The sequence below is a fragment of the Sorangium sp. So ce321 genome (assembly GCF_051530195.1).
Taxonomy (GTDB): domain Bacteria; phylum Myxococcota_A; class Polyangia; order Polyangiales; family Polyangiaceae; genus Sorangium.
The window spans coordinates 410334-429594 of sequence record NZ_CP150329.1 but is presented as its reverse complement, the minus strand read 5'-3'; the positions used below and the strand labels follow the sequence as shown (position 1 = coordinate 429594).

11 protein-coding genes are annotated in these 19261 nt (G+C 68.8%); 4 read left to right on the top strand and 7 right to left on the bottom strand.

Annotated features, from left to right (window positions below):
• Positions 1–45: 45 nt before the first annotated feature.
• Complete coding sequence (locus WME89_RS01680) at positions 46–3234, bottom strand: hypothetical protein (protein ID WP_438007539.1); 3189 nt, start codon at positions 3232–3234, stop codon at positions 46–48.
• Positions 3235–4004: 770 nt separating this feature from the next.
• On the opposite strand from WME89_RS01680, the gene WME89_RS01675 reads away from it, so the two are divergent.
• From WME89_RS01675 to WME89_RS01665, 3 genes are all read left to right on the top strand, one after another.
• Complete coding sequence (locus WME89_RS01675) at positions 4005–4466, top strand: hypothetical protein (RefSeq protein ID WP_438007538.1); 462 nt, start codon at positions 4005–4007, stop codon at positions 4464–4466.
• A gap of 734 nt (positions 4467–5200) precedes the next feature.
• Positions 5201–6505 (top strand): ABC transporter substrate-binding protein, encoded by a 1305-nt coding sequence (locus WME89_RS01670; protein WP_438007537.1) that lies wholly within the window; start codon positions 5201–5203, stop codon positions 6503–6505.
• Between the two features lie 73 nt (positions 6506–6578).
• Positions 6579–7715 (top strand): substrate-binding domain-containing protein, encoded by a 1137-nt coding sequence (locus WME89_RS01665; RefSeq protein WP_438007536.1) that lies wholly within the window; start codon positions 6579–6581, stop codon positions 7713–7715.
• 149 nt (positions 7716–7864) lie between these two features.
• Here the strand turns inward: WME89_RS01665 and WME89_RS01660 are convergent, their stop codons facing one another.
• The 6 genes from WME89_RS01660 to WME89_RS01635 all read right to left on the bottom strand — a co-directional run bounded on the left by WME89_RS01660 (position 7865) and on the right by WME89_RS01635 (position 16435).
• A complete protein-coding gene (locus tag WME89_RS01660) occupies positions 7865–9037 on the bottom strand; it encodes a cellulase family glycosylhydrolase (RefSeq protein WP_438007535.1) in 1173 nt (390 codons plus the stop codon).
• A 442-nt stretch (positions 9038–9479) separates the two neighbouring features.
• Complete coding sequence (locus WME89_RS01655; protein ID WP_438007534.1) at positions 9480–11204, bottom strand: ABC transporter substrate-binding protein; 1725 nt, start codon at positions 11202–11204, stop codon at positions 9480–9482.
• 294 nt (positions 11205–11498) lie between these two features.
• Positions 11499–12308: an AAC(3) family N-acetyltransferase gene (locus WME89_RS01650; RefSeq protein WP_438007533.1), complete on the bottom strand. Its 810-nt coding sequence runs from the start codon at positions 12306–12308 to the stop codon at positions 11499–11501.
• Positions 12309–12405: 97 nt separating this feature from the next.
• Positions 12406–12906 (bottom strand): VOC family protein, encoded by a 501-nt coding sequence (locus WME89_RS01645; protein ID WP_438007532.1) that lies wholly within the window; start codon positions 12904–12906, stop codon positions 12406–12408.
• Positions 12907–12979: 73 nt separating this feature from the next.
• On the bottom strand, positions 12980–14686 hold the full coding sequence (locus WME89_RS01640; RefSeq protein WP_438007531.1) for a GH3 auxin-responsive promoter family protein: 1707 nt from the start codon (positions 14684–14686) through the stop codon (positions 12980–12982).
• Positions 14687–14977: 291 nt separating this feature from the next.
• Positions 14978–16435 carry a glycosyl hydrolase family 8 gene (locus tag WME89_RS01635; protein ID WP_438007530.1) on the bottom strand — a complete coding sequence of 486 codons (1458 nt, stop codon included), beginning with the start codon at positions 16433–16435 and terminating at the stop codon, positions 14978–14980.
• A gap of 1268 nt (positions 16436–17703) precedes the next feature.
• On the opposite strand from WME89_RS01635, the gene WME89_RS01630 reads away from it, so the two are divergent.
• A complete protein-coding gene (locus tag WME89_RS01630) occupies positions 17704–19077 on the top strand; it encodes a serine hydrolase domain-containing protein (RefSeq protein ID WP_438007529.1) in 1374 nt (457 codons plus the stop codon).
• Positions 19078–19261 lie beyond the last annotated feature (184 nt).

Sequence of the window (19261 nt, the reverse complement as noted above, 5' to 3'; positions counted from 1 at the left end):
GGCCCCCGATCTGGACGGCGCGGCAGCGCGTCGCGCGGCGTCCGCTCAGCCGCCCGGCGTCTGCGCCTTGAGCAGGTACAGGCGCGTGAGGGTCCCCTTGACGAGCGCGCTGCCCTCGAGCTCCTCGGCCGCGCGGATCTCCGCGTTGATGTCGTTCACCGTGGTGAGCAGCCGATCGGAGCGCTCCCTCGACAGCGACACGATCGCCGGCAGGACGTTGTTCACCGGGAGCTCGTCGGACTGGCTCATGAAGAGATAGATGTTGCGGACGCTGTTCATGAAGCCGGGGTCGCCGCCGGCGCCGGTGAGCAGCGACTCGCCGCCGTAGAGGAGCGAGCGCAGGGTGTCGTTCTGCTCGAGCGAGAGCGGGAAGCCGAGGGCCACGTACGATTCCCAGAGCGCCTTCGAGCCGGTGAGCTGGCTCCCGGCGACCTGGATCGGATCGCCGAGCTGCGCGAGCTTGGTCGCCACGTGGCCGTAGAACCCGCGCTGCAGATCGTCCAGCTTCCGCTCCACCCCGGTGCGGGCCTGGTCGAGGAGGGCCGAGGTGGCCAGGAGGCGGCGCGAGGAGAGGGCGCGCTGGTTCCAGACCGCCTCGGTCATGTAGTACTCGGGCGACCAGGCGGCGTCGGGATCGAAGGGCGGATCGTAGCTCCTGATGAGCCGGGTCTGACGCGTGCTCGTCGTGAACCAGATCTCGTGGACCGCCGTCGCGCCGTAGCTCACCCGGACCGCGAAATCGAGCCGGAAGGTCCAGAGCCGGCCCCAGGGGACCTCCGCCGACTTCTCCCACGTCCAGCTGGCGTGGATGCACGGCTTCAGGTCGGAGAGCCCGCCCAGGTTGTCCGCGATGAGGAACGGCGCGAGCGGCGCGTAATCGGCGGCGAAGGGGGCGAGATCGAGCTCGAACGACTCCCGGCCGTCCTTGAAGGTCTTGTTCCGGCACGACCGGAGCGGCTTCTGCCCGGCGAGGTCGTGCGTGGTCGGGACCTGGTCGGCGCCGCTCCACAGGTCGACGCCGTGGAGCTTGCGGCTCGGGGCGGCCTCGAACGTCTCCTCGTAGCTCGAGATGGCGTCGCGCAGCGCGGTCACCTTGCCGCGGTAGTGGTCCGCCAGCCTCCGCATCAGCGCGGGTGAGGCGATCCGGTCGAGGCCCGCCGCCAGGTCCTCCCCCGCGTCGATGACGCGCTCCAGCCGATCCGAGTCGATCTGGCCCGCGTGCTCGGGCCACTCCTCGCCGAGCTGCGCATAGCTCTCCGCCGCCGTCATCCAGGTGAGCGGGTTGGCCAGCCGCTCCGACGACAGCCGCGAGAGGCCGAATTTGAGGGCGGAGAGCTCGCTCAGGTAATTGATGTTGGTCGCGAGCGGGTAATTGCCGAGCTCGGTCGCGATCTGCGCGTCGTCGAAGCTCCGGCTGGCCGGGCCCGCCTGGATGGCGTCCTTCGACGTGAAGTAGCTCCAGGTGTAGAAGCGGTTCTCGCCGTCGAGGTAGGTCGGGCTGTACGCCATCTCGAGCCCTGTACGCTGCTGGTAGTCGAGGAAGCCGGCGATGCCCTCCACGAGCGGCTGCCGCTCCGCCGCGTCGAGGAACGCGTAGATATTGCGATCCAGCCGGTTGAGGTCGGCCTGCAGGGTGAACAGGGCGAGCTGCACCTCCTCGAGGTCCACCTCGAGCTCGCCGAGCTCGAAGTTGATGTGCTCGAACTGCTCCATCACCGCGTCGTAGATGCCGTTGAGCTTCCGATCGAGGCGATCGAAGCGCGCGTGCATCTCGGTGCGGACGTCGACGACGAGCTCGCGGATATCGCGCAGGTTCTGGAGGATCTTCTGGTTGATCGACGGCTTGTCTTCCCTGTTGAACAGCGAGACGATCTGGAAGACAGCCCCGATCAGGTCGCCGGTGAGCACGGCGGCGCCGATGACCTTGAAGCCGGTCTCGCCCAGGTTCAGCAGGCCGACGAGCTTCGACGCCGTCTCGATCGCGCCCTTCGATTGCTTCGAGAAGGTGTCGAGGAGGATGGAGGTCGTCTTGCTCAGGAGCTCGATGTCGCTCGCGAAGTCGGGGTCGTTGGACATCGACGCAAGCTTCGCGGCGAGCCCCAGGGCGCCGGTGGCGCCCGACTTCACGCTGTCGAGCTTGTCGGCGAGCTGCTTCTGCTTCTTCGTGGCGTCCTCGATCGCCTTCTTCAGCTTGGCCTCGGCGTCGCCTGCGGCGGCCGGGTCGCCCGCGGCGAGCGCGGACGGGCCGGCGCTGGCCGCGCCCACCGCCGGCCTGGAGCTCAGGTACTGCTGCTCGGCGGCGTCGATGGCGAAGAGGTTGTCCGCGTAGGCCCGGGTCTGCGCGAGCGCCGCGCTGCCGGCCGCCTCGATGAGGGTCTCCACCGCGCTCTGGCTGGCGGTGAGGCTGCCGTCCGCCTGGACGTTGGCGAGCACGAAGCTCCGCAGCGGCTCGACCGGGTGGACGCCGAGGATGAGGCTCGCCGCGTCGCTGGTCCGCACGGCGAGGCGCTGCTGGACGACGCTGCCGTCGACGGCGGCGGCGAGGGCGGCGCTCGCCCGCGCCGCGGCGTGGAGCCGCGCCCAGCACCCCTCGCGGAACTGCTGGGCCGCCCCGTGCTGGTCGTGGAGCGAGTCGAGGGGCGACACCTTGCGGACCTCGTCGAGATCGCTGCGCAAGGCGGACATGTAGCTCCGCGCCGTCTCGCGCAGCGCGTCCGCGGGGGCGCCGCTGCCGAGCCGGGGCACCATGCGGGCGATCGTCCGGCTGATGAAGCGCATCTCCTGGCCGCTCAGGTCGTGCAGCGCGTTCGGCTGGCTCGCCGCGAGGATCGTCCACATCGCGGCGATGGCGCTCTGGTACTCGGCCGCCGAGAGCCCCGGGTGGCGCGCCGCGAGCCGGCTCGTGGCGTCGGCCAGGAGGTCGAGCCCTGGGTCGTTGACCTTCGCGGCGGCGGCCGCGTATGCGACCCGATCGAGCTCCGCCGCGGGGAGGGCCGCGGCGGTCGTCACGAGGGCCGACCGCGCCCGGCCCGTGTTGCCGAGGCTCTCGGCGTCGGTCGCCCGCGAGGCGACGGCATCGCCCGCCTCGGCGTCGAGGTCGCCGGTGTCGTGGGGCGGGGCGCACGAAACGCCGGCCGCGACGAGGAGCGCCGCGAGGGACGTCGAGCGGCGCGCCGGCAGGCGGCGGAGGGAAAACGTGGGGCTCTGGGGAATACGGTCGATACGAGGGCTCATGTCGATTCACCTCTTCCGGCGTGGGGCCGGAGAGAACGGAGGGTTGTCTCGGTCGTTTCGACCCGCGATCGCGGGCTTGTGCATGTCTGTGGGAGGATCTCGGCGTGAACGACGCAGCTTCCGTGCGTTGTTCACGCCGGGCTCCTCGCTCGGCGCGTCCGGCGCGCGCTGCCCGCTGCGGGGAGGGAGCAGCGGGCGCGAAGCGTCGGGAGCGCCGAGCGCTGACGAGCTCAGGTCGGTTGCGCGACGTCGTTGCGCGACGTCGTTGCGCGACGTCGTTGCGCAAGGTGATTGCACGCCCCGTTCCAGCTCGCTCGGGGCGGTGTCCACGGCGCCTTGACCCGCCCCGTCACGCGGACCGCCGCGTGTCGCGGCGCTGGCGTGCGTTCTCCGGGCCGATGGGGTCGAGCGGGGGTGTTGCGCAGCGCCGTGCGCGATGAGCGAGCGCTTGCTCAATCAGCGCAGCGGGACCGCCGTGCTCTGCTGCGACCGTGGACGCCGTCCCGCGCCTCGGAGGACTCGGCAAGTCGCTGAACGGCTGGACCGTTCCAGGGCTTCTTCGTCGGCGCGGACGGATGAGCGTCGAGGGCTTGCTCGCGCCTGCGTCCGGTGTGGAGCCCGCCGGCGCCTACGCTGGCCGAATCGACACCGCGCCGAGGATGACCGTTGCGCTGCGCGTCGGTGCCGAGCGACACTCCCCGTCGCCGGAGGCAGGCGATGTTGCTCGCCGAGCTCCAGGGCAAGCGCTTGGGCGCGAGGCACCGGAGGGTATGGACGTGCGAGTGGCTGTCATTCGAGTCTCGGGTCGGCGCTTCGAGGTCGACGCCTATCTGCGCCGTCACGGGTTTGCGCCTGACGCGGTCTGGCACGCCGGTGACCGCACCGGGAGGGGTCAAACTCTAGAAAAGTCCGGTTTCAGCCTCTGCATCGGTGACGCGGCTTCTGCGGATGCTCTGGTCCAGGAATTTCGTGCGTGGGTTCGGTCGAATCGATCTGCCCTGCTCGAGCTGAGACAGCACGGTGCCGCGGCCGAAGTGGACGTGGCAATGACGGTGGGCTCCTCCGCGCAGTTCACGGCGAGCATCGCTCTCGCGCCGGAGGATCTGGCGCTGTTGGCCGAGGTTGGCCTCTCCTACCGGATCAGCGCATATCCGTGCGACGACTCTGACGACGAGGACACGGACGAGGAGACCACGAAGGCGGGGACCTCCGAGGGAGGCCCGCTCGAGTGAGGATCGCGGCCTTCCGACGACCAGCTGGCATTGGCAACGAGCTCCTCGGGTGACGGCGCTCCGGTGACCGGCCTATGAGCCGTTGCTCTCGGCCTGGTTGACGTTGTCGGGGAGGGTGCCTTGATCTCTCATGCGTGCAACATGGGCTGCGCGCGCGCGGCCAAGCTGTACGCCGTCGGCGCCAACCCGATCGTCGTTCGACCCGAGCGGGCGCGCTCGGAGCACTGCGATGTTGCTGAACCGTGCTGGAGGTTGGCCGGGCTTGCTCCGGGGCTGACCCCGCAGGCTTCGACGGCTGGCGTGACGCGCATTGGCTCTCGGGCTCGGCAGCTCAGCAACCGTTGGAGACCGGGGTCCCTGTACGTGCTTCGCGGCTCATCAGCCGAGAGGTGAGCACGGTCGCGAGCGGACAGGCCCTCCTCTGCGCGGGGCGGCGTCACGCACGGGCGCTGGCACGAGCGCGCCGCCTCCGGCAGCTCGAGCGTCACCGGCGTGGCCACTACCGATCACGTGAGCCCGGACACGGCGACGACCTATGAGCGTTCTCCGTGTATCGACTGCATCGCGGCGTGAGCTTCCATTACAGATCTGCGTAGTTGTGTTGCAAGCCACCTTGACAGGCTGGTCGTCGATGTGATGGCGTATTACGAAGGTCGCGCATGTATCCGAGGCTTCCTGCCGCGTCGCGTCGCACCCGTGGAGTCGGCACGGGGTACGCCTGTCGCAGCGAACGCATGCGTTGCACCCGGATCGGTCTGCTCGTGGGGCTCGCCTCCCTGCTCTCGGGCTCATGCTCGCCGGCAGCGCCCGAGCACCCCGAGGGTGCGGTCGTCATCGGGGCCCTCCTGCCCTTCTCCGGTAGCGAGTCGGCCATCGGCCGCAACCTCGAGGAGGCCATGTTGCTCGCGGTCCACGACCTGAACGCGACGGGCGGGCTCGACGGGAAGCCGTTCGACCTCGTGCTCAGAGACAGCCACTCGAGCCCGGAGCGCGGGTCCGATCAGCTGCTCGAGCTGATCTACACCGACCGCGTCGCCTACCTGGTGGGGCCCGAAGAGAACCAGCTCGCCCTCGCGATCGCGCCGCACGTGAAGGCGCGCGATGTGTTCCACATGATGCCCGGTTATGCCGCGCCCTTCGGTGCGCGCAGCGACCCGAGGGGCGGCTCGATGCGGCTCGCCCCTTCCCCTTTCGCTGTCGGCTGCGTGCTGGCGAGATCCGCCGTTCGCGCGGGCGTCCAGACAGTGAATAGCCTCGCCGCGCAGGACGACTACAACTCCAGCGTCAGCAGCGAGTTCACGACCATCTTCTCGTCGCTCGGGCGCAGGGTCCTCCCCTCGGTCTCGTTCACGTCTGGCGAGCAGACCTATACGGACAAGATCGACTCCGCCTTCGCAGCGCACGCCGACCGCACGCTCCTGGCCGCCTATCCCGCCACCGCCTCGACCATCGTGACCGAATGGGCCGTCGCCGGTCGCCCGGGCACCTGGCTCCTCGGCCCTGCGCTGCGCACCGAGGTGCTCCTCGCCAACATCCCCACAGGCACCCTCGATGGACATCTGGGGGTCTCGCCTTCGCTCAGCCTGCGGAGCGAGTGCCGCGTCATCGACGAGGACCAGGAGACGGTCGACTGCACGACCGGGAACGCCGAGGCTTTCATCGGGCACTTCTCCCGCAGGTGGGGCGAAGCGCCGCTCCCTGCAGCCCACTTCTATTACGACGGCGTCGTCCTCATCGCGATGGGCCTCGCGTACGCCCAGGCGACCAGCGGGGCCCTCCCTTCATCCGCGTACGAGCTGAAGAACATCCTCCGCGAGCTGAGCAGCCCCGACCACGAAGCGGCCTCGTGGCGAGACCTGGGGGCGGCGATGGCCAAGCTCCGCGCGGGGAGCCCTGTCCGATACGTCGGGGCAGCCGCCGAATACGAGTTCGACGAGTACGGGGCGAACCAGCACGATTTCATGCAGACGTGGACAGTCGACGGCGACGCCTTCGTCGATCTCGCCCCCGTCCCCGTCCCATGCGAGCCCGGGCGATGATCTCGCCCCGAGATCGAACTGCACGCAGGGCTACCGCGCGCGACCGAACGAACAACATAGTAGGAGGGGTCTCATGACCGTGACTGGACGAACCTGGACGGCGGCCTTCGGCCTCACGCTGATGACCGCGGCCTGCGGCGCGAACGACACGACCGAGGTGGGGCCGGAAGCCAGGCCGATCGAGCGGGAGCCGGTTCCCCAGAACGAGTTCACTCCGGTGGAGGTCGAGGCGACCATCGACAATCTCGTCGCCGAGATCAACGAGAACTCGATCCAGCCGATGCAGATGACGGTGTTGATGAAGTCCCTCCGCGGCTTCTTCGCGCCGATCGCCACGGGCGCGAAGCGCGCCATGGGGGAGCTCGGGGCCGCAGGGAGGGTCACGGGGAACGTGCTCGGGCCCACCGAGTACTCGGGCGATCAGCAGAAGGACATGGAGCTCCAGACTCTACAGATAGAGCAGGTGGTGGCGGAGGGCGCCGAGGGGATCGCCATCTCGCCCTTCGGCGAAGGCAACGTGCCCTCTCTCGACGAGGCCGCCACGAACGGGATCCCCGTGGTGACGCTCGAGACCGACCTGGCGAGCTCGAAGCGCTCGATCTACGTCGGGATCGACAACGATTCTGCCGGGGCCACGGCAGGGAGGACGCTGCTCGCACTGCTGCCCGAGGCCCCGGGTACGGTGATGATCCACGGCACCGACGACCCGACCTGGATCGATGGCGTCGCTCGAACCCAGGCTGCCCAGCGCGTGTTCGAGGAAGCCGGCTACGACGTGCTCGTACACCCGATCAACTTCATGGACGAAGCCGAGGACATCGCGTCGATGGGCGCCGAGATCGAGGCCGCGGACCCGCCCGTCGTGGGCCTGATCGGCCTGTTCGCCGTCTCGTACCGGTGCCCGGCGGCCGCAGACGCCGCGGGCGCGACGGACCTCCCCATCGTCGGCTTCGACTTCGAGCCGCAGACCGTGGGCCACATGCGCGAGGGTCGCATCAAGGCCACGCACGTCCAGCGGCAGTACTACACGGGGTACCTCGGGCCCTATATCGTCTACGGCATCAAGAACATCGGACTCGACGCGACCAGGGCGGTCCTCGCGCCGCAGCTGGTCGGAGAGGGCCGGTTCGACCTCGGCGTCGACGTGGTCCCGGCGGAGAAGGTCAACGCCTTCAACGACTTCCTCGACTCGATCGGCGCGGAGCAGTAGCGGTGTCGTGGCTCGGGGGAGACTCGCGCGCCGCGCGGCGTCAGCGTCGCGCGAGCGCTAGCGCGGGCCCGCCGTGCGGTCGCGTCGGGCCGCACGGCGGGCAGATCGCGGTGCGCGCTGCCGGCGGCGGATGACCCGCCGGCGTCGCGCTACCTGCACGAGCCGGTCTCGATGGAGTGCGGGCGCACCGAGGTCTTCTGGATGCTGTTCGGGTCCGTCACCGCGACCTCGCGGCCCCAGCCGGTGAGCCCCGCGAAGGTCCCGTCGGTCGTCATGTCGAACGGCCCGTCTTCCTTGCAGTCGCCGTTCTCGACAGCGCCCCACGACCAGGCGAGCCACCCCACCTCGAGCTCGACGCTCTTGGCGAGGAGGGTCTTGTAATCGAACGGGTGCTGGCCGCACTCGTACACGGCGTGCTGCGCGAACTCGCCGACCATCAACGGCAGGTTCAGCGCCACGGACTCCTCGAGCTCCTTCGTGATCGTGGCCCCGCTCCCGTCGACCCACCACATGTGGACGCTGAGCAGGATGTTGGGGTCGTGCGCGACGAGCGCGGGGCCGACGGCCTGGAGCTGGTCGATGTTCTGCCCCCACTTGGAGGCGTCGATGATGAGCGGCACCGTGATGCCGGCCTCGCGCATCCGGGTGATGGCCTGTTTGTAGCCCGCCTCCCACGCCGCGTTGTCCACCTGGTCCCCGACCTCGTTGCCGATGTTCACGAGCAGGTTCTGCTCGTGCTTCTTGATCACAGCGACGACGTCCGAGCGCGTCCAGTAGTCGACCAGGGTCGGCAGGAGCTCCCATTTCCCCGTGGCGTCGTGCAGCTCGACGATGGGGATGAGCTTCTGCGAGAGCGCGTTCGTGATGGCCTGATCGAGCCCCGCCGAGGACTCCGTGGCGAGCCAGACGATCCGCACCGTGTTGGCGCCGGTCTTCGCGATCTCCTCGAACTCCGGCAGGCCGTCGGGCCCCGACGACAGCCACACGACCATCTCGTTGACGCCCCGGAGCAGCACCTTCTCGCCGCAGCGGTCGTGGAGGAAGCGGCCGCGCACCGAGAACCCTGTCGACTCCTCGACCTCCCCGCCCCCGGCGCCCGTGCCCGTCGTGGCGCCCGTGCCCGTCGTGGCGCCCGTGCCCGTCGTGGCGCCCGTGCCCGTCGTGGCGCCGCTGCCCGAGGTCTCGCCCCCGGAGCCGGACGTGGCGCCGGTGGCCCCGCCGCCGGTGCCCGACGCGTCCCCGCCCGCTCCGGTCGTCTCCTGCCCCGAGCCCTGCTGGTCGTCCGAGTCGTCTCCGCAGCCCACGGAGAGGCCCAACGCCAAGAGGGCTGCACCGGCCCAACCAGCTACCGATCCATGAAGAACGCGCATCGTGATCTCCTTTGCCTCTCTCCTGATTGCACCTGCCGACGTACGGACTCCATCGTGCGTGACCTCACGGCGACTCCTGCTGCTCCTGCAGGTGGACAGGAGCCCTCGTACGCCGCGCCGCGCCGCGTCGCGGCGCGCGCGCAGATCACCCTCGACAGGGCCAGGCCTGAGAGGGACGCACGGCGAGGAGAGAACCCATTCCCTCCGCGGGTCGACAAGAAACCAAGAACCGCGCACCCGGTCGCGCATCCGCGCGCGAGCTACCGCTACGACGTGATCCGAGGTGCGAGGGAAGTGCCCCAAGGAGAGCACTTAAACGGTTCAGAGTCCAGGGCTTTGAAGGGGGTACCCGCCATCAGAGTCACGGCAATTTTACCGCCGGACTCCACTCGAGTCATTTCGGCCTGAGCTCGGTCAGGACGAGCAGGTACTCCGGCGGGTTGTTCGGCGACAGCTTGGCGTACGGGTTCTCCCTGGTAGGGAAGCCGGTGAAGCGCTTCGTGTTGTACTCGCCCCAGGACGGGTTCTTGAAGAGCGGCAGCACCGGCGCGTTCTGCGCGTAGAGCATCTGCACCTCGTCGAGGATGCGCTTCTGCTCCGCGAACTCCGTCGCCGACTCGAACTGCTGGAGCAGCTTGTCGGCCTCCTTGTCGCCGTAGCGGTGCCAGTTGCGCGCGCTCGACTCGCCGACGGGCTTCACGAGCTCGGCGGACATGAGCTCGCGGTAGTAGTTGTACGGGGTGGGCTCGACGATCGTCCACCCCATCGACATGTCGAACGTGCCCTTCTGGAGCGCCTCGAAGAACGCGCTGAAGTCGTACGTCTTGAGCGAGGCGTCGATGCCGAGCTGCTTCAGGTTCTGCGTGATGATCTGGACCGCTCGCACCCAGTCGGACCAGCCGGTGACGACGTTGATCTCGAAGCGCATCGGCTTGCCGTCCTTCACCCGGATCCCGTCCGGGCCCGCGGCGTACCCGGCCTCGTCGAGGAGCTGCTTCGCCTTCGCCACGTCGAGCTTCACCCAGTCGCCCGCGGCCACGGCCTTCGGGTTGCGCCAGCGCTCGTAGGAGTCGTCGAGCCCGGTCGCGTCCGCCGGCTGGGTGTAGTTGTTGGCCGCGATCTTCACGATCTGCTCCCGATCGATGCCCATGCTGATCGCCTTGCGCACGCGCACGTCGTCGAACGGCTTCTTCGTGGTGTTCGCGTACAGCGTGGCCATGCCGCCGACGAGCGGGAACCAGTAATGATGGTTCGCCGGATCCTTGGCGACGTAGACCTTCTCGATCTCGGGGACGAACGCGCCTGCCCAGTCGACCTCGCCGTTGATGATCGCGAGGCTGATCTGGTCGTTGCCCGGGTACGCCGGGAAGCGGAGCCCGTCGACGGCCGGCTTCCCTGCCTGCCAGTAGTTCGGGTTCTTGCCGAGCTCGTACACCTGGTTCTGGAAGACCTTCACCTCGGTGAACGGCCCTGTCGCCACGGGATTCTCGTTCGAGAACGTGACCGGGTCGGCGACGTCCTTCCACTTGTGCTCCGGCACGATGGGCTGGTGGCCGATGTAGCTGAGCCCCGGGACGTAGGGCCGCTTCAGCGCGAACTCGACGGTCGCGTCGTCCGCCGCCTTCACCGACTCGACGAACTTCCATACGCCCGAGAGGTCGAGCGCGGGGTGCTTCTTCAGGAGCTCGAACGTGAACGCCACGTCCTTCGCCGAGAACGCCTGTCCATCCGACCACTTGACGCCGGGGCGGGTCGTGAAGGTGAGCTTCTTGTTCCCGTCGCTCCACGCATACTTCGTCGCGAGCCACGGCGTGTACTCGCCCTTCATCGTGTTGAAGATGAGCATCGGCTCGTAGATGCCGGCGAGCGTCGGGAAGCGCACGCTCCCCTCGGACAGCAGCGGGTTGAAGTTGCGCACCCAGGAGGCCTGCTGCTCCCTCGAGATGGTGACCATCGCGGGGCCCTTCGCCGGAGGCTGCGACGCGGGCGCCGCCGACCCCTCTGGAGCGCCACGGGCTGCCTCGGCTCCTTCCTTGGAAGAGCAGCCCGCTGCGGCGCTGGCGGAAAGCACCAGCGCCGACAGGAAGAAGATGCGACGCGGCATCAGTCCAGTCTTCATGACAAGCCTCTCCGCGCGGGCGACCTCCGGTCCCCGCGACGCTCCGTTTCCGTGACAGCACGCGGCGCCGTGGCCCCGCATACAAAGAACGAGGGACGACTGCGCGATGTCCCCCGCGCCATGCTCGACATTGCCATTTCGCTTTATCGGTTAAGCTGAGCGATGTCAACGCACAGGCCTGGCTGTCCCCGTCGTCCGGCCCGGGGCGCCTGGAGCGAGCCGACCGAGGTCGGCGTAGCCGGTGCGTGCCGGTGCCGGCGACAGGAAGGGCGGCAGCGGCGCGCGCTCTGCCCTTCATTCACGCGTCCCCGACCTCCGTCCACCGGCTCCTTCCGCCGGCACGCTGGCGCGCGCCATGTCGCACTCCTCGCAGCCCTCGCCGGGCGGACAGAGGAACACCAGCGGGCTCACCGCCAGGTGCTGGACCGCCACCGCCACGAGATCGCGCGCAGCGCACAGGCGAGCGTGGGCGTTGCCCACCCTCCCTTCCCGCTGTAGCCCCCGTTCGCGCAGCCAGCCCTCGGCGAGCGTGAAGCGCCGGCAGCAGTGATCCGTCTCGTGGATCATCTCGATCCGGGCCGCGCCGTCGACCTCGATCACGCACGGGTGCGCGACCGAGTAGGGGACCCGCGCGATGGCCTCGGCGACGTGGAGCGTCGTGCTCTCGGCGTGCGTGACGCCGAGCAGCAGCACCTGACCTCCGAGCTCGTGTACGCGGCCCGGCGGGCTGTCCGGCCCGTGCGGCGGAGAGAGCGGCTGCGGCGCGCAGATGCGCTCGGCGTGCTGGCCGATGGCGGCGAAGGAGCCGCCGGGATGGCCGCTGCGCACCACGCCGGGCTGACGCCAGAACGTCTCGGCGGTGATCCCCATGTCGCAGCTCGGCGTGGACCGGGGATCGAACACGCTCTGTCCGTCGGTCATCGTCGGCATCACGAGCGTGCCGTCGTCCCCGACCGCCGCGCGCAGGGCGCGGATCAGCCCCAGCGGCCCGCCCTCGATCGGCCGCACCGCCCTGAACGACGTGTGGACGAGGAGGACGCCGCCCGGCCTCACGCCGAGCGCGCGCAGCTCGGCGACCACCTGGCTGACGCTCGGCTCGTGCATGGTCCAGGCCTACCATCACGGGCTGCTCCGCGGCCAGGGTCGCCCTGCGGCCGCGGGGTCCTGTCGCAGCGTCGTCGTGGCGAGGCCGCGGGCCTTCTCACTCTTGCTCCGGCACGCCCCCCTGGAAGCGCGCGGGCAACGGGAGCTTGACGCCTTCGGACAGGTTGCCCTTGCCGGGGACGTGGTTGATCTCGAGCCGGATGCCGTCCGGATCCTCGAACAGGATCGAGTAGTAGCCGGCCGCCCACCCGCCATCCTGCGGCGCGTGCACGAGCTTGCCGCCGAGCGCGGCCAGCGTGCGCTCGAAGAACCCGTGGAACGCGTCGATGTCCTCGCGGCTGCGGGCGCGGAAGCACAGGTGGTGCAGGCCGGGCTTGTACTGGTGAAAGCGAGCGCCGGCGTGCTCCGGGTTCACGGGGCGGATCGACAGGCCGGTCTTGCCGCCAATATAGTAGAGCGAGGGCCGTTCGCCCTCGCTGCCCGGATCGTCGTACTGGCACTGCATCTCGAAGTGCTCGCACAGCGCGCGATAGAACGCGCGGCTGCGCGGGAAGTCGGTGACCGAGAGCTGGATATGGGCGATTCCGGCGAGGTTCATGGGATCACCGTGGCGTGGGTTCGACAGGTGGAGGGGCCTGGCCTGCGGGGTAAGGGTGCTTCTTCGCGCTGGTTCATTCCGGTAAACCGGGCCGGCCCGCGGGCTCCGACGCGACGTCGCGGCGCGCCATCAGGAGCTCTGCCAGCGGCCCCTCGGTCACCACGCGCGGCACCTTCGCCTGGCTGGGCGAGGCGCCGCGGCGGATCATGAGCGCGCGGAGCTCACGAAACGTCCCCGGCTGCACGAGGCGGAGCGAGAGCGGAGCGAGGCGCCCCCGGAGGGTGGCGTAATAGGGGTTGGCCTCGCCGAGCGCGTCGTCGAGCCGCGCGGCGAGCCGCTCGACGGACGCAGGCCGGCTGTCCTCGGTGAGCTCGACGAAGATCACGTAGCGCTTGGGCGCGGATTCGGCGTCTTCCATCGTCGAGAAGTCCACGAGCTCGAGGCCCTCCTTCGACAGCGCCTGGTCCAGGGCGTGATGGAGCGCATGCTCGGACGTCTTCTCTCCGGCGATGTTGAGCAGGCTCCCTCGCCGGTAGACGAACGCCACCACCGGCGCGCGACGGTGGTGGCGCGCGACCTCGATCACGTCGCCCATCCGGTAGCGGTACAGGCCGCCGTGGGTCGTGACGACGAGCTCGTACCGCTTCCCCTCGGCGAGCTCGTCGATGCGCCGGACCGATGGGCGCTCGGCGTCGAGCTCGTCGGCGGGGATGAACTCGTAGAAGGCGGAGCTCGGCAGGAGGGCATAGACGGGCTCGCCCGCGCCCGGGTTGACGCCGATCATCGCCTCCGAGGACACATAGATGGGCGAGTAGATGGGGAGCCCATCGACGTAGCGCGCGAGCTTCTCGGCGTAGAGCCGGAAGCTGCCGCCCGTGATGCCCGAGAGGTGGGAGAGGCCTGGCCAGAGCCGCGGCGCGATGCCGTCCAGACCACGCTCGAGCTCCCTCGCCACCGCCCTCGCCCGCTCGGGGTGAGGCCGCAGCCTGGCGCGGATCGACCGCTCGACCTCGGGCGGGATCGCGATGTCGCCGCGCAGCGAGCCGCGGCCGAGGTCCTCCACCAGCGCGGGCCCGCGCGCCCCAAGGATCTGGAAGAAATCGAGGAGGCCGGAGGCGAACGGCGCGGCTATCGCTCCGAGCGCGGGCTCGGCCAGCGCGAACAGGAGGTGCACGTAGAACGCGTCGGCCTGCGTCGGGACGAGGAAGGCCTCCGGCGGGGAGGTCCACGGTCCGGAGCGACGCTGGAGCAGGGAGCGCATCATGATCGTGGAGACCGAGGCGGTCGGAAACCCGCCCTCGGTCCGGCCCGTCAGGAGCGCGCTCATCAACGCCACCGCGGGCCTCGCCTCGCGGGCGGCGGGGATCGCCGCGAGCAGGGCGCCGCGGCTGACGAGGAGGTCTTGCAGGAGCCTGCGCTCCGTGAACGCGGTGAACGGGACGAGCTTCTGGGTGCCCGTCGTGCCCGAGGTCAGCGCGAACGCGGTGACCGGATCCGCGGTGAGCACGTTCCGCTCCCCGCGGGCGACGCGCTCGATATCGGCGCGGAAGGCGTCGTAGGTCCCGAGGGGCACCGCCCGCTGGAAGTCGCTCGCGCTCCGGATCGCGCTGAAGCGGTGCCGTCGTCCGAACTCGGTGTGCTGGTGACGCTCGAGGATGCGCTGGAGCAGGCGTTCGTTCACCGCGCCCGCCCGGCGGGCCTGCACCTCGAAGCGCATCCTGGCAAGCCGGCCGGCGCCGACGGAGGCCGAGTGGAGCAACCTGGACAGGATCGAGCGCATCCGGGGATCTCCTGCGAGCCACGCCGGGACAACGCGGCGAGAGGGCCGCACGGTGCCAGACCGAGTTGGAGAAATAAAGGGACAACATGCGGTCCAGCCAGCGGCCACGCCCCTGAGGGAGCGCAGGGCGTCGATCATGTCCCTGCGGCAGGACGAGATCGGGAAACCGAGCTGTCGCGGTCACAGGAGGCGGCGGCGTGAGGGCGATCCGGTCGAGCCGCTCGTCGCTGGGCGCCCGCGATCACAGGAGTGATCCGAGCGCCCACGCAGCGCCGCCCACACGCCTGCGAGCTAGCGCTTGCCTGCAGCAGCAGACGCCGCGGGCTGCGCCGGCGGCATGATGACGCGGAATTTCCCGCTCAAGTGCAGCAAGGACATCGTGTAGAGCATGCCGTCATAGTACCGCCATTTGCCGGTAGGCGCCTCGCGCTGATACACGTCCTCGACGAAGTTCCAGGCCCGCGGATGGGTAGCGGCCAGCGCCGCGACGCCGTTCATCGACACGAGCCCGAGCGAGTCGTGCTCGACGATGGGCTTACCCTCGAGGGTGAAGTTGGCCTTGTACTTGGGCCCCTGGGACTCGAAGAACGCGAGGATCCGGTCGCTCAGCTCGGTCTCCCGCGGGTCCTTCGCCCACCATGCCGCGTCCACCGACCAGTTCATCGCGGTGCGGAACGCGTCGTAACGGAAGTTGGCGGTCCCTGCGTCCCAGGAAGCAGCCTTGGGGGTGCCGTCGAAGTTGGCGTAATCCGGAGCAAGCCCGGTCTTCGGGTGGGTCGTCTTGACGAAGTAATCGCGGCTCACCTTGGCCGCTTCGGCCCAGAACGCACGATCCGCCTCGGGGCCCCACAGCGCCCAGAGCTCGTAGAACGCGGGCAGGTGATACGACGGATCGGTATGATCGCCGTTCTTCGCGAAGTTATCCGAATCCGGCGTGAACCGCACCATCTTGTGCTCGGCGTTGAAGAGCGAGAGCAACGTGGCCTTGCGCTTGCCTGCATTGACGGTCCCGGTGATCGACTTGCGGTTCTTCATCGCGCCGAGCAGGTTCGAGGCCTCCTTCCGGTAGTCGTAGATCCCCTTGCCGTTCCCCCAGCGGTGGGACGCGAACAGCAGCGCCGTGGCGAAGTACTCCTCCGCGTCGGGAGCAGGGTTCTCGTCGATGGCCGTGCCATCCGGGCGCATCTGCCAGGAGAAGTAGCCGAAGCCGGGGTGACGCGGCTCGGCGTGATACATGTGAGACTTGGCCCAGTTCCACAGAGCATCGAAGTCGTCTTTTCGATCGACCTGCACGGCGATCATCATGCCGTACGACATCCCTTCGGAGCGGACGTCGCCGTTCCCGATGTCCATGATGTACGCCTTGGGACCGTCCGCGTTCTTCCCCGCCGCAAACAGGACGGCTTGTTCCTTGGGGTCGCCGTGGAACAGCTGTTCGTAGGCCTTCGCGATCTTGGCGTCGATGTCGGCGGGCTTGTGTCCCAGCTCGGCGAACAGATTGCGGTACTCACCCGTGGAGTATGCGCCCTTCGCGGCAGGCCGGAGCGGTGGCCGCTGGGGCGCAGGCTCCGCCGCCGGGGGCGCCTGCGCCGTGCCGCTCTGGCTCGAGGTGTCGGGCTGAGCGACGCTGCTGGCTGGGCTGACAGCACTCGCCTGACCGGGAGAGCCGACCTGGTTGCCTTGGTTGCTGGGCGCGCAGGCGATCACCGTGAAAGCAAACCATGACGATACGACCGGAAACGTTAGCATTCGCAAGTTCATCACTGCCCTCGTTGGCGAGCTCGCATCCTGTCGGAGACGCGCTCGGCGTGAACATCGTTGACGAGTTCACGTCTGTTACGCTCGCAAATTTCGGTGACGCGCCGGATCACCAAGCTCGAGCTGATTCGAAAAATCCTGACACGCTGGCCCGGGCGCTGCTGGTCGTGAGCGTCCTATAAACCAGTGGCATTCTCGATTCGTGCAAAAAATGACGTCTCTCGTGGGTCTACCGGTCATTCTTGCTCGGGCTGACGGTCCCGAGCTGGGGCGCCGCAGAGCGCCGCGATCTGGGTGGCGCTGCCGGGGGAGGAGGAAATCCAGACGCTTCGGAGACGTCAAGCCCCAACTGCGGGACCGGCCCCGGGTCGACAGGACCTCCGTCCATGCGATCCGGCCCCCTGGAAAAGCTATACATTTCAACAGCTTATCCATGCATCCAGGGGAGGGGCCGCCTTCGCATCACGGCCTGCGGGAGCTCCGAGCGCAGCGCGCCGGCGCGGTACCGGGTATGGCTGCACCGGGGCTTGCGCGCGCCAACTCCAGGAGACGAACGTCCCCCCAGAGGCTCCCGGCGCATCCTCGGATCCCGGCGCGGCCAGCGCCGCGCCGCGCGGGCTCCCCGAGGTCCTCATGTGACCCGTATTACATCATCAAGGTCGCATGCTTTTGTCGGCGCGGTGGTTCCCAAGGCGGCCCCGGGTGCCTGAGCGAGTGCAGGGCGTCGGTCATGTCCCTGCGGGTGGGCGTCTCCGGCACGACCGGGATCGGGTCCTGGCTGTGACCGGCGTGTCGTGCGGCCGGAGGCTCATCCTTGAATCCGTGATCTCGTTAGCTCGGACCGACTGATTCCTTCGCATCGAAGGTGAGTCCGGCGCCAGCGCACGGTGACGCGCTCTTTCCCGCAGGATCGTCCCGTAGATACAGGATCTCGTCGCAGGTGCAGCCCGCTCACGGCGCGCGGGGCGAGCGTCGTCCGTGCTCTGCTCGCACAGCCGGCGTCGGACCTCGCCTGCCCAGGCGATTGCCGTCGGGCGCTGAGCTCTCTACATTTATCACGAGCAAAGTGCAGCGGTCGAAGGACCACGCCTCGCTGCGCTCGAGAGCTCGCGGGCGCCGGGTCTCGACCACGGGGCGGCGCGGCGCCAGGGTAAGCAGCGACAGGGGCACGATCGCGCCGGGGCCGTGCTCCTCGATGGAAGGATCTCACTCCGAACGATCACGGCAGGTGTGAGCCTGCAACCAGCTGAGGACCAAGTATGGATTCCATGAAGGCCTCGATTCGGAGCACCACCCGGCAGCGGCGCGGTGGTCAAACGCGCCTCGCGCTCGGCTGGCTACTCTCGACCAGCATCCTGCTCGGAGCGTGCGCCACGGCGCCGTCACGGGGCGGGATCGACCCTCCCTCTGCATCCGAGCTCGGGGTTTCGCGCGAGCGGCTCGAGCGCCTGCACTCGGTGATGCAAGGCTACGTGGACCGCGGCGAGATCGCCGGCGCTGTCACGCTCCTGGCGCGGGACGGGAAAATCGTCGATTTCGGTGCCTATGGTGCGCAGGATCGGGACCGACGCGCTCCGATGCGTACGAACAGCATCTTCCGGATCGCCTCGATGAGCAAGGCGATCACCAGCGTCGGGGTGATGATCCTCCACGAGGAGGGCCGTCTCCTGTTGACCGACCCTCTCTCGAAGCACCTGCCCTCGTTCAGGCATATGCAGGTTGTACCCAGCGCTCCGGGCGAAGAGGGCCAGACGCCACAGCCGGTCCCGGCTGCACGTGAAATCACGATCGCGGACCTCCTCACGCATCGCTCGGGTATCACCTATGGATTCATGGACGCCGGGCCGGTCGGGGACGCATACCGGAAGGCAGGCGTGTCGGACGGATTATCCTGGACCGAGGGGACGCTTGCCGAAAACGTAGAGAAGCTGTCGAAGATGCCGCTCGCGAGCCAGCCCGGGGCCGAGTTCCGCTACGGTCTCTCCGCGGACGTGCTGGGCCGCGTCATCGAGGTCGTCTCCGGGCAATCTCTCGATGTATTCTTCCAGGAGAGGATCTTCCGACCGCTCCAGATGAAGGACACGGGGTTCGCGGTCCCTGACGACGAGTGGCATCGCATGACGACGGCGTACGCATACGTCGAGGGAGCGGGGATCCGACCGATGAAGGACCCTGAAGCGTTCGGTCTTCTCGTCTTCTCGCCAGAGGCGTACTACCGCACGCCGAAGAGGTACTTCTCCGGTGGGGCCGGGCTGGTGTCCACAGCGGGGGACTACGGTCGCTTCCTTCAGATGCTGCTGAACCGCGGCGAGCTCGACGGCGTGCGGCTGCTGAGCCCGAAGACCGTGGAGATCATGACGATAAGCCATACGTCGGACTTGCCGCGCGACGCGACGGGAGAGGGACAGGGCATCGACTTCGGTCTCGGGTTCGCGATTGTCACCGACCTCGCTGCGTCGAAGATCCTCGGCTCTCGTGGGAGATACGCTTGGGGCAGCATTTACGGGAGCTCCTTCTGGGTCGACCCGGCCGAGAGGCTGGTCGCGGTCCTGCTCGTGCAGCGCTACCCGAACGTCGACATCACCCTGCGCGAGCAGTTCCAGGTCCTCGTGTATCAGTCGCTCGTTCGGTGAGGTATTGCCCACGAACAACGGGATGATCCGGGCGCTACGGTCGACGTGCGGCCCACGGCCCGCGGCCCGCCACCATCCCATCGCCCAGGTCCTGCGGTTCATGCTTGCCGCCGCGATCGCCTGGGCGCTTTGCGCCGTGCCGCTGAAGCGCTGGCCCGATCCGCTTCGGGGAAGCGCGGCGCAC

Coding starts and splice junctions, on each gene's coding strand:
- WME89_RS01675 (WP_438007538.1), top strand. CDS start 4,005: ATGGACGTGCGAGTGGCTGTCATTCGAGTCTCGGGTCGGCGCTTCGAG.
- WME89_RS01680 (WP_438007539.1), bottom strand. CDS start 3,234: ATGAGCCCTCGTATCGACCGTATTCCCCAGAGCCCCACGTTTTCCCTC.
- WME89_RS01650 (WP_438007533.1), bottom strand. CDS start 12,308: ATGCACGAGCCGAGCGTCAGCCAGGTGGTCGCCGAGCTGCGCGCGCTC.
- WME89_RS01635 (WP_438007530.1), bottom strand. CDS start 16,435: ATGCTAACGTTTCCGGTCGTATCGTCATGGTTTGCTTTCACGGTGATC.
- WME89_RS01645 (WP_438007532.1), bottom strand. CDS start 12,906: ATGAACCTCGCCGGAATCGCCCATATCCAGCTCTCGGTCACCGACTTC.
- WME89_RS01630 (WP_438007529.1), top strand. CDS start 17,704: ATGGATTCCATGAAGGCCTCGATTCGGAGCACCACCCGGCAGCGGCGC.
- WME89_RS01665 (WP_438007536.1), top strand. CDS start 6,579: ATGACCGTGACTGGACGAACCTGGACGGCGGCCTTCGGCCTCACGCTG.
- WME89_RS01670 (WP_438007537.1), top strand. CDS start 5,201: ATGCGTTGCACCCGGATCGGTCTGCTCGTGGGGCTCGCCTCCCTGCTC.
- WME89_RS01640 (WP_438007531.1), bottom strand. CDS start 14,686: ATGCGCTCGATCCTGTCCAGGTTGCTCCACTCGGCCTCCGTCGGCGCC.
- WME89_RS01655 (WP_438007534.1), bottom strand. CDS start 11,204: ATGAAGACTGGACTGATGCCGCGTCGCATCTTCTTCCTGTCGGCGCTG.